The following is a 15476-nucleotide window of genomic DNA, read 5'->3' as shown; positions in this document are numbered from 1 at the left end:
CCCCTGGGCATTTGACATCCCCGTTGAACAAAAAAACTTTCGGGGCCCCCTGCGGACAGGCGCAGCAGCATGCAAGGAAGGAACGTGGAAAAGCCCGCTGCCATGGAATATATCTCCCAGGATAACGGGCCTAACTTTTATCTTATTCGGCTAAGAACGATTTCAGCTCTGTTTTTCGCCTTTATTTGTATACGCTAAAGCCATCCATGCAGATGTACTCCTAGGATAGAGAGGAAATTCCCTCCTGGCGCTGGACCTCATAGTTATAACTTGGATAACAGCCCAGTACACGGACTTGACAACCGATTGCTTCTATCTCTTCAAAAGCGGCACGGACCAGTACAGAATCCTTAGAGCCCTCTACATCCATATAAAAATAATACTTGCCCAGTTTACGCTTCGTCGGACGAGACTCCAGACGTGACAAGTTAATCCGGCGCCATGCAAAAGCAGACAGCGCTTGGTGGAGAGCGCCCGGATAATCGTCGGGAGGCGTGACCAGTATAGTTGTTTTCATCTTCCCGGCGGAAGCGAATTCGATTTCGTCCCGGCCGATTAGAATAAAACGGGTCGAGTTGTCCGGGTTGTCCTGAATTTGGGAAGCCAGGACACCCATTTCATACATGCCCGCCGCATTCATCGTTCCGATGGCTACCACGTTCGGATCGCCCAGTTCCCGGACGAGACGGACGCTTTCGCCATTGGAGCCCATCAGCTCGATCTCAGCCTGCGGCAGATAAGTACGCAGAAATCTGCGGCACTGGGCCAGAGCGACCGTATGGGAGAATACTTTGGTTATCTTCGACCATGAGGCCGGAGGAACCAGCTTCAGCTCCCCGCTCTCCAGTCTTTCCAGTCGTGTTTCATTGGAAGACACGGAGGCTTCAGCAGTGATCGACGGCAAACCGATCAGGTTCATATCAATCGGATAGACCCACTCCGCACGCATCGGCAGGTCTACTTCATGAACCAGCCAATCAATATGCAGGGTAACGGAACCCTCAATCGTATTCTCAATCGGTATTACGCTGTAGTCTGTCTCACCCGAAGCTGTAGCCAGGAATACATCCGAAATCAGCTTGAAAGGTACATACTCGTAATCGGCTGTGCCCAGAAAATGGTGAACGCTCTCCTCCGAGAACGTTCCCGGCCCCAACATAGCGATACGCTTCTTCCGCATGGCTATTCCGCTCCTTCCGCGAATTGTTCGAAAGCGGGTTCTCCGCCCTGCATCGTCCAGACTCGAACTCCTTCTCCCGACGGCTTCAGCCACCGTGTATCGGCTTCGATTCCCTCTGCAAGGAAAGTCTCCCGGAGGAATGTCTCCAGTTCCTCCTTACGGCCTTCCTGACCGTCTGCAAACGCGATCAGCGTCGGTCCCGCTCCGCTCAGCGCCGCACCCAGCGCGCCGTGATCGGCGGCTTCGCGCAGCACCTTCTCCATGCCGGGCACCAGGGCCGCGCGATACGGCTGGTGCAATGCGTCCTTCATGGCATGACGGATCATACCGAGATCACCTGCGGCCAGCGCAGCCACCAGCACAGCCGTGTGGCCGATGTTGTAGACGGCATCCTTCATCGGCACCTCGGAAGGCAGCACGCCCCGCGCATGCTCCGTGGAGAGCTGGAACGCCGGTACGGCGACCAGCGCCTCCAGCCGCTCGTGCGGCTCGATCCGGACATGCTTCGCCTCGTTGCCGTCCCAATAGGCGGCGATGATGCCGCCGAACAACGACGCGCCCACGTTGTCCGGATGCTTCTCCAGGCTGGACGCGAGGCGGAAAAGCTCCTCCGGCGGGAGAGCGGCGCCGCTCAGCGCATTGGCGGCTGCCAGTGCGCCGACAATGGCCGAAGCGCTGCTGCCGAGTCCGCGCGTCAGCGGAATCTCGCTGTCCATGCGGATGCTCAGCTCCGGCATGCTTATACCCGCTTCATCGTAAAGCATACGGGCGACTTTGTAGATCAAATTGGTCTTGTCGGTCGGAATTCCCTGCATGTTGGTGCCGAGCAGCTCGATTTGTGTCTGCTCCGCAGCAGCCATCTCAATCCGGGCGTACAAATTGAGCGCCATCCCCAGCGCATCAAATCCCGGACCCAGATTAGCCGTACTTGCCGGTACGCGGACGCGAACAGCACCCGCCGGCATTAGCTGCCCACCTGCTCAAGCCGGCGGATGGCATCCATAACCGCAGCTTCCGAATCCTCGACAACGAAAGGATCCCCTTTCACGCTTTGAATCGCATTGTGAGGGTCCTTGAGGCCGTTGCCCGTCAGCACGCAGACGACCGATTGGCCCTTCTGGAAGTGGCCTTCCTTCTTCAGCTTGATGACGCCAGCCAGCGATGCCGCGGAAGCCGGTTCAGCGAAGATCCCTTCTAGCGAAGCCAGCTTCCGGTAAGCAGACAGAATTTCTTCGTCCGTGACGTAATTAATCTGCCCGCCGGACTCGTTCGCCGCGTTAACCGCTCCGCTCCAGCTGGCCGGATTGCCGATGCGGATGGCCGTCGCAACCGTCTCCGGATTGAGGATCGGTTCGCCTTTGACGATCGCCATGGCGCCTTCTGCTTCGAAGCCGATCATTTTGGGCAGGGATGCGGATTTGCCTGCCGCCTGATATTCCTTGAAGCCTTTCCAGTAAGCGGTGATGTTACCCGCATTCCCTACCGGGATAGCCAGGTAATCCGGCGCATGGCCGAGCTGGTCGCATACTTCAAAAGCGGCCGTCTTCTGTCCTTCAATCCGGTACGGATTCACGGAATTCACGAGTGTAATCGGCTGCTTGGCCGTAATTTCACGGACAATCTCAAGCGCACGGTCGAAGTTTCCTTCAATGGCGATGACTTTCGCGCCGTAAATGATAGCTTGGGCAAGTTTGCCCAGCGCAATATTGTTGTTCGGAATCAGCACGATGCAGTTTAATCCCCCGCGTGCAGCATATGCGGCTGCGGCTGCCGAGGTGTTACCTGTAGACGCGCACATAATGGTGTTGCTGCCTTCCTCCATTGCTTTGGCGACAGCCATTACCATGCCGCGGTCTTTAAAAGATCCCGTCGGGTTCAGACCTTCGTATTTGACATACAGGTCAAGTCCCAGCTCCTCGGACAATTTTTCCGCACGGATTAGCGGTGTATTCCCTTCGTGCAGTGTAAGCATCGGAGTCTGATCTGTGATCGGCAGGTACGATTTATATTGATGCAGCAAGCCCATATATCTCATATTCGTTACGGCCTCTTTTCTAAATAGTTAAATTACGTTGATTCGGTTCCGATTCTATCCATGCTCCTGACATGCTGTCAGCAAAGGAGTCCCGCAGCAGAAGCGGGATCTCCGTGATCCGGTTCCTGTCAGCCTTCTACCCGGTAGACGCTTTTGATAGTCTGGATGACATCCAGGCGGTCGAACTCAGCGAGTACGTCATTCATCCTGGCCTGATTGGCATCATGTGTGATAATGATGATTTCCGCTTTAGGATTCGTCTCATTGGGATGCTGGAAGACCGACTCCAGACTCACTTCATGCTTGGCGAAAATTTGGGTGATCTGCGCCAGAACGCCCGCCTTATCCTCCACATGGAGAAGAACAAAATATTTCGAAGAAATCTGCTCGGCTGCCGCCAGCTTCTTCACCCGGTACGGCGCTGAGCCGCGCTGCCCGTTCACGCCCAGGTTCATGTTGCGCACCACCGCAACCAGATCCGCTACGATGGAAGTCGCCGTAGGCATCTCGCCTGCGCCGGGTCCGTAGAACATCGTCTCGCCGACCGCTTCCCCGTACACATAAACCGCATTAAACACGCCGTTGACAGAAGCAAGCGGATGTGAGGTTTTGACCATGGTAGGTTCGACGGATACGGAGATATGATCGTCATTGCGCTCCGCAATTCCCAGCAGCTTAACCTCGTAACCGAGTTTTTTGCCGTACTGGATATCTTCCTTGCTCACTTTGGAGATGCCGCGTACCTTGACATCGGCGAGTGCAACTTCCGAATGGAAGCCCAGTGTAGACAAGATGGTCATCTTGCGCGCCGCATCCAGTCCTTCCACGTCGGACGTAGGGTCCGACTCCGCATAGCCGAGTCCTTGCGCTTCTTTGAGTACATCCGCATAAGCCGCACCTTCCTGGCTCATCTTGCTCAGAATATAATTGGTCGTTCCGTTCACAATCCCCATGATCTTCGTAATGCGGTCGGAGGAGAAGCCTTCGATCAGCGTACGAATAATCGGGATTCCGCCGGCCACGCTTGCTTCATAGAATACATCGCAGCCTTTTTCAGCCGCTTTTGCCAGAATTTCGGGGCCATGCAAAGCCATCAGATCCTTATTGGCCGTGACCACATGCTTGCCCTGCTCCAGAGCTTCCAGAATGTAACCCTTCGTCTGCTCCACGCCGCCCATCACTTCGACGACAACGTCAATCTCCGGATTGCGGATGATATCATCCGGCTGATCCGTCATTTTATCCGGGTCAATCGGTACGGAACGCAGCTTGCTGACATCCTGAACCAGCACTTTTTCTACGATAATCGGAGAGCCTGTCTGTCTTTCCAAATCCTCGCTGTGCCCTTCGACAATTCTAACGACACCTGTACCTACCGTTCCTAGCCCCAATAATCCTATTTTAATCGGTTTCATCCTGTATCCTGCCTCCTGTATGCCGTCTGATTTTTCACAAATTCCGTTGGTTACATTGAACTTCCTTGCCCGATAACAGCGGCTCTTTTGACCCCGTCTTGCGTTTCAATCAGTGTAAGCAGTTCTTTGGCTTTATCACCCATTAGCGAAGTTTCGACTGAAATCACCACGTTAGCCATGCCCTGAAGCGGAATACTCTGATTGATCGTCAGCACATTGCCTTCCTGCCCCGCAATCAGGCCCAGCACTTTCGACAAAATGCCCGAACGGTGCTCCAAATCCATAGAGATCGTCACAATCCGTTCCTTATCGAGCTTATTAAGAGGAAAGACGCCATCTTTATACTTATAGAAAGCACTCCGGCTCAGCCCTACTTGTTCGACCGCTTCGTGAATGGTCCTTACTTCTCCCCGCGCCAGCAGTTCTTTGGCCTGTACGGTTTTGAGAATGCCTTCCGGTAAAATCTGCTCATTGACGAGATAAAAGCCGGACTCGCTAATATATGTCTGTTTAGGCTCCACAGAAAGTCCGTCCTTTCCAGAAAGACGTATGTTCTTCTATAGAGGACATTATACTTCATGTCGTCAAATTTCGGCAATAGGAAAATACCCGTACAGGGAAACAAGTTGTGCGCGATATTCAAAATGGGCTGGGTACAAGAATGGGTTTTCATGGAACGGCAATGCCCAATATCCGCTCCACCCAGCTGTTTGCGCACCTTTTCAACCGTATGGTAAGCTAAATTCAGCAAGGGAGGCGTACGTCAAGATGATTACTCTGAGATTGATATCGGCCGCGCTGCTTTTCAATTCCCGGGGCGACCTGCTGATGATGAAAAGATCCATGAACCGCACGCTCTCACCAGGTATGTGGGCTGCGGTGGGCGGACATCTGGAGGCCTGCGAAATGGCCCTGCCCCGTGCAGCATGCTTGCGGGAAATTGAAGAAGAAACCGGTATTGCCGGGCATGAGATATCCGGTTTGCGCTTACAATACATTCTGATGCGGTTAAAAGAACAAGAGATCCGGCAGCAGTTTATTTATGTCGGACAGACCGATATAACTCCAAGGATTACAACGGCTGAAGGAGATCTTCACTGGATTCCGCACCATGAAATCATGAACCGCAACCTCCCTTTTATTTTCCAGTTTGCACTCGACCATTATTTAGTCCATGGGGATACCCCTCACCCCTGGGTCGGAACTTCAACAAGGGACAAGAACGGAGACCCCTCGGTAAGCTGGACTCCACTGCTTGACCCCAATCTTGTTTAGTCCTGTTTGCGGAAATATCTTATATAGAAGCGAGTACATCCATGCTAATGCCTGTTGCTCCCAGAAAGGAAGGGATTCATTTGTTAAGCGTTTCAACTCTTCATGGCAGACAGCGTCTCTTCTTCGAAACGGGCGCCACCAAGCCGCTTCATTACCGCCTGGATCAGCTCAGTAAACTGAAAGACATGATCAAAACCAGTGAAGCCTCTATTATTGAGGCGCTCCGGCTTGATCTCGGCAAATCCGATTTTGAGGCTTTTGCAACGGAAATCGGAATCTTATTGGAAGAAATTAATCATGTGAGCAAAAATCTCCGCCGCTGGAGCAAACCGCAGCGTGTCCGCACACCCATTACGCATTTTGGTTCCAAAAGCCGGATTTATGCCGAGCCATATGGCGTCACCCTTATTATTGCACCGTGGAACTATCCGTTTCAGTTGGCACTGGCGCCGCTGATCGGAGCGATATCAGCAGGAAACTGCGCAATCTTGAAACCTTCCGAGCTGGCACCGCATACTTCCGCGCTTCTTGCCCGCCTATTGTCCGGGACTTTCGACGACCACTATATTGCCGTCGCAGAGGGCGGAGTCGAGACCAGCAACGAGCTGCTTGCCGTTGATTTTGATAAAATCTTCTTTACCGGCAGTGTAAATGTCGGGCGTATTGTGATGGAAGCCGCCGCTAAGCATCTGACTCCCGTTACTCTTGAACTCGGCGGCAAAAGCCCCTGTATCGTTCATGAGGATGCAAATCTGAAGCATGCGGCCAAACGAATCGTCTGGGGCAAGTTCCTCAACGCAGGCCAGACCTGTATCGCACCGGACTACTTATATGTACACGAAAGTGTAAAGGAGCAGCTGGTCGAGCAAATGAAAGTGTTCGTTGCTGACTTTTTCAAGGACCCGCTGGCAGCGGACAGCGGCTATGCGAAGATCATTAACGAGAAGCACTTCAACCGTCTCCAGGGACTGATGAAGTCCGGGCACCTTATTTATGGCGGACAAACGGACGAGAACGCCCACCGGATTGCGCCTACCTTCCTGGACGCCGTACATTGGGACGAACCTGTCATGCAGGAGGAAATCTTCGGTCCCATTCTGCCCATCCTTTCATACGGGGATCTGGGCGAAGCCATCCGGGAAATCAATGCGCGGCCCAAGCCACTGGCCCTCTATGTTTTCTCCGAATCGGAGAACGTGCAGCAGCGTGTTATCGATTCCGTCTCATTCGGCGGAGGCTGCATCAATGACACCATTATGCACATTGTGAGTCCTTACCTGCCTTTCGGCGGTGTGGGTGAAAGCGGAATGGGCGGGTACCACGGCAAAGGGAGCTTCGATGCCTTCTCTCACCGTAAAAGCGTGCTGAAACAAACGAGCCGCTTCGACCTTCCATTCCGTTATCCCAATGCAAAGAACGCTTTAAAACGTCTCAAAAGCGTATATAAATAGCCTCCCGAGGGCATTTCGGGCAACCCAGCCCGGATGTGCTCGCAAAACAAAAAAAGAAGATCCTCTGCCCGCTTTACTTTCGGGCAGGGGATCTTCTTTTATTTTAGGATTTTTCGACAAACTCAAATTCATAATCGTTCAACCGGATCGTCTGGCCGTCAACAGCGCCTTTGTCACGGAGTGCCTTGTCGATCCCCATATTTCGGAGAATACGTGCAAAGCGCATAACGCTTTCTTCGGTCGTAAAATTCGTCCGCTTCATCAATTTCTCGATACTTGGACTCTCTACGACAAAAACGTCATTCTCACGCCGAATCACAAAGTCGTTCTCGAACTCCGACTTCTTCTTCTCCAGTCGATACACCTTGCGCTCTTCGACCTGCTCGACTTCTTCAATAAGCGGAGCGTCCGGAATAGCATCGAGCATATCCGCAACGCGGTACAGAAGCGGCTTAATACCCTCACGGGTTACAGCGGACAGCGGGAAGATTTCGACCGTCTTACCGTCTTTAGCAAGCTGGTCGCGGAATGCTGCCAAATTCTCCACTGCTTCCGGGATATCCATTTTGTTAGCAACGATAACTTGTGGACGATCTTCGAGCTTCGCATTATAGAGCTTTATTTCTTCGTTGATTTTCATCCAGTCATCATAAGGATCACGGCCTTCGATTCCCGCCATATCTACTACGTGCACGATAATGCGTGTCCGTTCGACGTGGCGCAGAAACTCATGGCCCAGACCTATGCCTTGGCTGGCGCCTTCGATCAGACCGGGTAAATCGGCCATGACGAAGTTCCGGCCTTCACCCAGATCAACTACCCCCAGATTCGGAGTAATCGTTGTGAAATGATAGGCTCCGATCTTAGGCGTAGCAGCGGATACGACAGATAGCAGTGTCGATTTACCCACACTCGGGAAGCCTACCAGGCCAACATCCGCCATCACTTTAAGCTCTAGAACAACCCAGCGTTCTTGACCTTCTTCGCCGTTCTCGGCGATTTCAGGAGCTGTGTTCTTCGCTGTAGCGAAGCGCATGTTACCACGGCCGCCACGGCCGCCTTTGGCTACGACAACTTCTTGTCCGTGACGGGTCAAATCCGCTATGATTTCTTGTGTATCGTCATTAACCACAAGCGTGCCTGGAGGTACACGGACGACCATGTCATCCGCATTAGCGCCATGCTGGCATTTATTGCGGCCTTTTTCGCCGCGCTTGGCTTTAAAGTGCTTCTGATAACGGAAATCAACAAGGGTACGGAGACCTTCATCGACCCGGAAAATAACGTCGCCGCCATCTCCACCGTCACCGCCGCCGGGACCGCCTTCAGGTACATATTTCTCGCGCCTGAACGCAACCAATCCGTCGCCGCCGTCGCCGCCTTTGACATAAATTTTCGCTTTATCTACAAACATGTGCATCACACCTCAACTGATGTCTGGTAAGGCAGCCGCAGGGCGAAGGCCGCCTCCTGTTCCTGATAGTCACTTTGTTCCACAACCGCGTTGACCGATCTGCCTGCTCCGGAGCGGACCACATGCTCCAGTGCTGCTTGAAGTTCTTTGCGGACGTAAACTCCCTGATAAACAAAATCGAGCAGCAGTGAATCCTCTTCAGGAACGATCTGCATATTCAGAACACTGCCTTCTTCATTTTCCCCTGCGGAAGCTTGTTTGAAACCTTCGATTAATTCGGGAATGAGTCTGCAGACGGCCTCACCATTAAGGCTGAGCTGCCTGAGATTCACTTCTTTCTCAAGTTCGACTTCAAGCTGCATATGCTTGGCGCCAGTCCTGCATGACAGCAGGAACATAATCAAGGCCGGGTCACCCAGCTTGGCCAAGTGACTCTCATCCTGCAGTTTCCCCATGATATTGGACATGACAGCATGGAGATGATCGTATTTCTTCAACTGGATATACCCAAGCAAAACCTGAATATCATTCATCCAATCGTGACGGAGATGATTAATCATATGAAGCATCTTCTGCTGGGCAAGCAGTTTCTCCTGATGACGCTTCTCCTCTGCTTCGAGCTCCGCCATGCGCTTCTGTAAAGTCCATACAGCAATCCAGCATACCGCTATCATTACCGCCAGAGCAAGCCGGTATAGGGCCGCCATCGGCACAACAGCCAGCACTGTCAATCCAAGCAGGCTTAAACCCGCCAGCATCCACGTACCGTTCTTCATTTACGCATACGCTCCGTTTCTAACATTCCGTTAGCACATTATACCATCTCCGGCCGCAAAACTCATCCGGCGCAGCGGACTAAACAGTCGCATATGTATCTGAAGAGCCCGATAAAAGAAAGAAAGCCCCAGCAAACATTACGTCGCCAGGGCTGTACATGCATGAATCTATTCTTACGCTTCTACAGTAGCTGCTACAGGAGCAACTTCGTGTGGGTATACGCTAACTTTCTTACGATCACGTCCCCAACGCTCGAACTTCACAACGCCTTCCACTTTAGCAAACAATGTGTCATCGGAACCGATGCCGACATTGTTACCTGGGTGAATTTTCGTTCCGCGTTGGCGTACGAGAATGCTGCCTGCAGTAACTGTTTGACCGTCTGCACGCTTAACGCCAAGGCGTTTTGCGATACTGTCACGACCGTTCTTTGTGGAACCTACACCCTTCTTGGATGCGAACAGCTGAAGATCCAAATTCAACATAGATGTCAACCTCCTTCATTATAGGTTGTATGAATGGCTATATATTCACTGTAATTAACTGCGATAGTCTGAAGCATCACGATCATCGATTCCAGAATCAGCTGCACCTGTGCCATTGAACCCGGTTCAAGATCAAGAGGCAGGATAACATCAAGCCAGCCCTTCTCCATCTCCGTCCCTGCAACAACACCAGTTAACGACTCCACCGAGTTGACCGTCCCGACCGTAATGGCCGATACCGCGGCGCAGACGAGGTCTTTGCCGGGAACGTCGAATTCCGCATGTCCTTCGACTTGGTAAGCTTCAATGGCTTGGTCTTCTTGAGACCGTCTAAAAATCGTAACGTGGATCATCTTGTCGGCCTCTTAAGCTTCGATATTCTCGATTACGACTTTCGTGTACGGTTGACGATGACCTTGCTTACGACGGTAGTTCTTCTTCGCTTTGTACTTGTAAACGATGATTTTGCGTCCTTTGCCTTGTTTCTCAACTTTACCAGAAACTGTAGCACCTTCCACGACTGGGGATCCCAGAACGAGACCTTTGTCGCCGGAAACAGCCAGAACACGGTCAAATTTAACCACATCGCCAGCACCAGCTTCCAACTTCTCGATGTAAAGAACATCGCCTTGTTGTACTTTGTATTGCTTGCCGCCTGTTTCAATAATTGCGTACATTTCGTTGCACCTCCTCATGTCTCAGACTCGCCAATATCCAGGTGACGCGGCATCGGCAGAACCTCTGCGCGTGCTTAGTAAAACCCGATCCGTGCGGTTACAGCGCATGCCTAAGCAACGCACTCAAAATATTATAGCAAAAGGCATATCCAATTGCAACGGTTATTATTTATTTGTTCCGAGATCAATTTGCCGGGGCCGCCGGTAGAAGAAGCTCGCCACTGCAAACAGCAGCAGACTCCCGCCTAACAGAAAGAACAACGCCTCTCCCGATACGTATTCCATCAGCAGGCCGCTCAGAGCCGGTCCGGCCAGACTGCCGCCGTCAAAATGAAGCGAAGCAAGGACGTTGCCCGCAGGCAGCAGAGTAAGAGGCAAGACCCCCGCGATATAGGCTAAGCCCAGCGAGAAGAACGATCCGACAAAAATTCCCGCGCAAGCGATAAAAATCAGCAGGGATATTTCATTGACGGCCAAGTACGGGATCGCGATAAAAGTAAAGCCGCCTAGAATGGAGCAAACCATCATAATCTTATTGGGACCGATTTTATCACTCAACATACCGATCGGCACATTAAACAGCAGACTCCCGGCCACAAAGCACGGCAGAATAATGGATATCCAGCCGACAGAAATGCCTTTGTCCGCCGCATAAATCGGAAAACTCACATTGAGCGCAGCTTCCATCATACCGTACAGCATAGGACCCAGAAGCGGGAGCCAAATCATCATGTAAACAGCCGGATATTTCACGGCATGCGCACCTGTGCGGTCCCGGACCGGAGGTTTCTCGTTAGTCACAAAAACAAGCGAGGAACCGATCAGGGCAAGGAGCACGCCGGTGACGGCAAACGGAACCCACTGACCGAATTCGAGAAGGTTAATAAACAACGGCCCGATCGCAAAGCCCGCTCCGTACATTAATCCATACCAGGACAAGTAACGCCCCCGCTTGTCGGGCGGACTGATCGCAGTCATCCAGGTTTGGGTAGAATAGTGAATTAAGCTGTCCCCCGCTCCGATCAAAAACCGAAGCAGCAGCCACAGTATGGGCATGTACCCCAGTGTGAACGTAAGCGTACTTCCCGCGACCATAATAAAGCCTGCAACGATAAGCGGCTTGTATCCGTATTTGCCGATGAGGCGTTCTCCTGCAAAAACGACCGAAATCGCCCCGATATATAGAACTGCAGCCTGCATATTGTTAGCCAGAGCCGATACACCCTGCTGCTCGAGCAGCAGGGAAAGCAGCGGCAGGATCATGCCTTGACTAATACCGGCAGCCAGGATCATCCCAAGCAGAATAATTAGTTTACGATTCATTCATTCTCTCTTCTTTCCTTATGTCATGGTGCGTCTCTTCTCGTGAGAATGACATTTATTCAAATAGTTGTATCAGTATGCCCTATTTCACCGGAACACAGACCGCAAAAAAACCCTTCCCGCAGGCAGAGTTTTTCTTGTCCATATGTTGATATAGAATCATAGGAATGCAGCGAGCAATATCTATCAGAAGCAGCGGCATGCGGCTAGAGTTTGATTCCGCAGCACGTTGTACTTCGGCCGAGTCATTTGCGTTTGCGCGTGATTTCCAGCAGGCCCAGCTTGGTCCAGCCAAGCAGGACGGTCTTCGAGCGGTCTTTCTTGACCGCTTCCGTCATGGTTTCCAGCACCCTCTCACGGTGCGAGGGCAGCTCCATGTCGATGAAGTCGACAATGATAATGCCGCGCAGGTTGCGGAGCCTGAGCAGCCGCGGAATCTCAGCGGCCGCTTCCAGGTTCGTGCGGAACACGGTCTGCTCCAGGGACGAAGTCCCTGTATAGCGCCCCGTGTTCACATCGATCACCGTCAGCGCCTCCGTCGGATCGATGACGAGATACCCGCCGCTTGGCAGCCAAACCTTGCGGCGCATAGAACGCGCGAGCTCTTCGGTGATACCGAAGCGCTCGAACAGCGGCTCGGCGCCGTCGTCCAGCTGGACACGCGCCGCAAGCTCGGGACTGCGCTGCTTCAGCAGCCCGCGCAGTCCGTCGCAGACGGCCGCGTCGTTCACCCGGATCTCGAGCACGTCATCAGTGATGACATCGCGCGCCAGGCGCGGCAGCAGCTCGAGATCCTGGTAGACGCAAGACGGCGCTGCGGCCGAAGCGGCCCTCTGCTCGACCAGCGCCCAGATTTCGCGCAGATCGAGCAGGTCCCGGCGCAGCTCTTCTTCGCTGCGTCCTTCGGAGACCGTGCGAAGAATGAGCCCTTCTTCGCCGAACCGCAGGCTGTCGGCCGCGGCCTTCAGCCGGGCCTTCTCATCGTCCGCTTCGATTTTGCGCGAGACGGCCGTGTACCCGGCCCCCGGCATGTAGACCAGCCAGCGGCCCGGAATGGAGAAATGGGTCGTGATTCGGGCGCCTTTGCTTCCTTCCGGCTCTTTGACGACCTGAACAAGTACCTTTTGACCCGGAGTCAGAAGATCTCCGATAGGCGGCTTCGTTTTGGGCTGTTTCTGCATATGAACCGGCAGTACATCATCTATGTAGAGAAAAGCATTCTTCGTTAATCCGATATCCACAAATGCGGCCTGCATTCCCGGCAGCACGTTAACTACCCGGCCCAGGTAAATACTCCCGGCACGCTGTGTGTCGCTCGGGTGCTGAGCGTCGTATTCTACGAGCTTGCGTCCTTCGAGCAGCGCAGCTTGAATCGTTGACGATTCGCAGCTCACAATCAATTGTTTCATGATGTTTCACCCCATCATTATTGTACATGAAGGAGATGATTTTCGCACTTTACTGGGTTAAAGCGATAAATTAACTGTGACATACGGCTTTTTAAAACAAGATCATTTGGACTGAGGACGGTACAGAACTATCCTGTTTCGTTAAGTCAGAAGGTCAGAAACCGTACTGGAACGGTTTTTATCCAGCAAATAGGAATCGACGAGTTTCTGTTCAGGAAGAGTGCCTTGAATACGCCCCTGATTTCCTACTATATAGATCAGATGGTATTTTTCCCTCATAAAAAGCTTCACCACTTCACCAATGCCGCGCTGTCCGGACACGACAATCGGTCTGGCATGAGTCCCCATGAAGGCAAGCCGTTCGGATACCTTTTGCCGATTCATCAAAAACCTTAGAAAATGATAGGGCAGCTGCTTACGGTGAACCCAGTTCTGGTAGAAAAGAAATAAGCCGATCATAAGTAAATTCATTTCAATGTGACCCGACCCCGATGGCCACACCGCCCATACCGTAACCAGCAGACTCAGCACCATGCTCGTCCAGGCTGCATAGACAATGGTCCTCTGATAAGGAATCCATTCCCCTAATACGCCTTGCAGCAGTTTGCCGCCATCAAGCGGAAGAATCGGCAGCAGGTTAAAGAGCCCGATCATCACATTCACTTCTATAAAATATTGCCACCATACAGGGTCTCCTACGGCGAGTGATTGACAAAGAAGCCCCAAGGCAATTAACCAGACATGCTGTAAAGGACCAGCCAGCGCCACGATCATTTCCTCTCGGGAGGGGACCGAAGCCAGTTCATCAACGATTAAAACCCCTCCGAAAGGCAGCAGTCTTATTTCGCGGACACGCCAGCCAAAAGCGGCGGCAGCCCCATAATGGCCGAGCTCATGCAGGAACACAATACCGAACAATGTAGCCGATTCCAGGAAGTGTCCGGTTGCGAGCGATAACAGCATCACGATCGTAAAGAGCGGGTGAAAGCGGAAACGCACCTGCAGCCACTTACTCAATGGAGATCACATCTGCCGGGTTCACATACCCGTTATTCTTCTGGATGGCGAAGTAAAGAAGCCCTTTGCCGCTTTTCGCATCCCGTGATACTTGACCGATGGTTTCGCCTCCCTTGATCCAGTCGTTTACTTCTACACGGGACTGTTCGATCTGCCCGTATTCAGACTGCAGTCCCCCCGGATGCCGGATGATGACCGTATAGCCGGTGTCCTCTCGGGAGCCGGCATAAATAATCTGCCCCGCATCCAGTGCGTTAACCGGAGCGCCCGGATCGGCTGTTACCACCAAAGCCTTGTGCTGGTCGGAGTAGGGAACCATTATTGTTCCTTGTATGGGAGCAAAAAACGACCTTTTGCTGCTACTCGCTTTTATAGCAGGATTATTACCCTCCGAATGAAAGGCAGGGATAAATGATGGCGCTCCATCGAACATGTCACTGTACCAGGCAGACAGCTTCTGAAAATCCATCGGCTCCGTCAAGGCAGCCGTGACCAATCCTTTACCGCGTTCCAACAGAGGATGCTGAAGCTGAAACATCCCCCATACCAATCCGAACAAAGCCGCACTAGCCACAAGCTGCCGCAGAAAACGGACGCTAAACGGTACATGCACACGGTCATCCTCATTATGAGGCGGTCTAGACCCTGAACCGGCATACGAAGGAGGATAGACATCCGGTTGGCGAAGCTCCCTCTCCATTTTCTGCTTCCACACGAATTCCGGATCATTCCACCTCGGATCATAAACAGATTCATGTCGGACTGAATTCCGGCTTGCAGGCTGCAAATCTGAGTAAGCCACCGGCGGTAATTCTATCGGCTTGTTGGTCAATCTTTCTTGATTGGCCGTGAATTCCTGTAATTTCCTGATCTTTTCTAATCTCCGCTGGCGAACATTATCCTTATTGTCCATGGCTTGACCTCCTGTGAGGCAGGGCTTGTTTACTACAGCATATGAGCGGTTTGTACAGATTATGAGAAGAGTTCCCTTTTGTTCTCGATTAGAAAAAGGACGCAA

The 15476-nt window shown here is 52.4% G+C and carries 16 protein-coding genes and 1 other annotated feature; of the genes, 2 read left to right on the top strand and 14 right to left on the bottom strand.

The window, feature by feature from the left end; all coding sequences use genetic code 11:
- Positions 1–220: 220 nt before the first annotated feature.
- The 5 genes from AR333_RS04840 to AR333_RS04820 form a co-directional block, all read right to left on the bottom strand.
- Positions 221–1180, bottom strand: a complete 960-nt coding sequence (locus tag AR333_RS04840) for a prephenate dehydratase domain-containing protein (protein ID WP_068774164.1) — start codon at positions 1178–1180, stop codon at positions 221–223.
- 2 nt (positions 1181–1182) lie between these two features.
- Positions 1183–2145: a homoserine kinase gene (gene thrB / locus AR333_RS04835; protein WP_068774163.1), complete on the bottom strand. Its 963-nt coding sequence runs from the start codon at positions 2143–2145 to the stop codon at positions 1183–1185.
- A complete protein-coding gene (gene thrC / locus AR333_RS04830; protein WP_068774162.1) occupies positions 2145–3215 on the bottom strand; it encodes a threonine synthase in 1071 nt (356 codons plus the stop codon). Before thrC ends, thrB begins: the two co-directional genes overlap by 1 nt.
- 128 nt (positions 3216–3343) lie before the next feature.
- A complete protein-coding gene (locus AR333_RS04825; RefSeq protein ID WP_068774161.1) occupies positions 3344–4630 on the bottom strand; it encodes a homoserine dehydrogenase in 1287 nt (428 codons plus the stop codon).
- A 50-nt stretch (positions 4631–4680) separates the two neighbouring features.
- Positions 4681–5151 (bottom strand): ACT domain-containing protein, encoded by a 471-nt coding sequence (locus AR333_RS04820; RefSeq protein ID WP_084783504.1) that lies wholly within the window; start codon positions 5149–5151, stop codon positions 4681–4683.
- Between the two features lie 247 nt (positions 5152–5398).
- Between AR333_RS04820 and AR333_RS04815 the strand changes: the two genes are divergently transcribed.
- Together AR333_RS04815 and AR333_RS04810 are read left to right on the top strand one after the other, a co-directional pair.
- A complete protein-coding gene (locus AR333_RS04815) occupies positions 5399–5905 on the top strand; it encodes an NUDIX domain-containing protein (protein ID WP_068774159.1) in 507 nt (168 codons plus the stop codon).
- An 80-nt stretch (positions 5906–5985) separates the two neighbouring features.
- Positions 5986–7356, top strand: coding sequence for an aldehyde dehydrogenase (locus AR333_RS04810; protein WP_253735721.1), 1371 nt, complete (start codon positions 5986–5988; stop codon positions 7354–7356).
- Positions 7357–7459: 103 nt separating this feature from the next.
- Here AR333_RS04810 and obgE read toward each other — a convergent pair whose 3' ends face one another.
- The 9 genes from obgE to AR333_RS04765 all read right to left on the bottom strand — a co-directional run bounded on the left by obgE (position 7460) and on the right by AR333_RS04765 (position 15371).
- Complete coding sequence (gene obgE, locus AR333_RS04805; RefSeq protein WP_068774158.1) at positions 7460–8770, bottom strand: GTPase ObgE; 1311 nt, start codon at positions 8768–8770, stop codon at positions 7460–7462.
- Positions 8771–8775: 5 nt separating this feature from the next.
- The gene (locus AR333_RS04800; protein WP_068774157.1) at positions 8776–9546 is read right to left on the bottom strand and encodes a Spo0B domain-containing protein; all 771 of its coding nucleotides are present in this window, start codon (positions 9544–9546) and stop codon (positions 8776–8778) included.
- 174 nt (positions 9547–9720) lie between these two features.
- Positions 9721–10032, bottom strand: a complete 312-nt coding sequence (rpmA, locus tag AR333_RS04795) for a 50S ribosomal protein L27 (RefSeq protein WP_068774156.1) — start codon at positions 10030–10032, stop codon at positions 9721–9723.
- Between the two features lie 5 nt (positions 10033–10037).
- Positions 10038–10385, bottom strand: coding sequence for a ribosomal-processing cysteine protease Prp (locus tag AR333_RS04790; protein ID WP_068774155.1), 348 nt, complete (start codon positions 10383–10385; stop codon positions 10038–10040).
- Between the two features lie 12 nt (positions 10386–10397).
- Positions 10398–10709: a 50S ribosomal protein L21 gene (gene rplU / locus AR333_RS04785; RefSeq protein ID WP_068774154.1), complete on the bottom strand. Its 312-nt coding sequence runs from the start codon at positions 10707–10709 to the stop codon at positions 10398–10400.
- Between the two features lie 13 nt (positions 10710–10722).
- Positions 10723–10818 (bottom strand) — a sequence feature (ribosomal protein L21 leader region).
- A gap of 56 nt (positions 10819–10874) precedes the next feature.
- Positions 10875–12032 (bottom strand): MFS transporter, encoded by a 1158-nt coding sequence (locus AR333_RS04780; RefSeq protein ID WP_068774153.1) that lies wholly within the window; start codon positions 12030–12032, stop codon positions 10875–10877.
- A gap of 245 nt (positions 12033–12277) precedes the next feature.
- Positions 12278–13441, bottom strand: coding sequence for an Rne/Rng family ribonuclease (locus AR333_RS04775; RefSeq protein WP_068774152.1), 1164 nt, complete (start codon positions 13439–13441; stop codon positions 12278–12280).
- Positions 13442–13582: 141 nt separating this feature from the next.
- Positions 13583–14458, bottom strand: a complete 876-nt coding sequence (locus AR333_RS04770) for a M50 family metallopeptidase (RefSeq protein WP_253735720.1) — start codon at positions 14456–14458, stop codon at positions 13583–13585.
- Positions 14451–15371: a M23 family metallopeptidase gene (locus AR333_RS04765; protein WP_068774151.1), complete on the bottom strand. Its 921-nt coding sequence runs from the start codon at positions 15369–15371 to the stop codon at positions 14451–14453. The genes AR333_RS04770 and AR333_RS04765 overlap by 8 nt, the downstream gene beginning before the upstream one ends.
- Positions 15372–15476: the final 105 nt, after the last annotated feature.

Origin of the sequence: Paenibacillus sp. FJAT-26967, from assembly GCF_001541095.1 — a bacterium.
Classification (GTDB): domain Bacteria; phylum Bacillota; class Bacilli; order Paenibacillales; family NBRC-103111; genus Paenibacillus_F.
The sequence above is the reverse complement of the archived record's forward strand: the minus strand, read 5'-3'. Positions and strand labels throughout refer to the sequence as shown.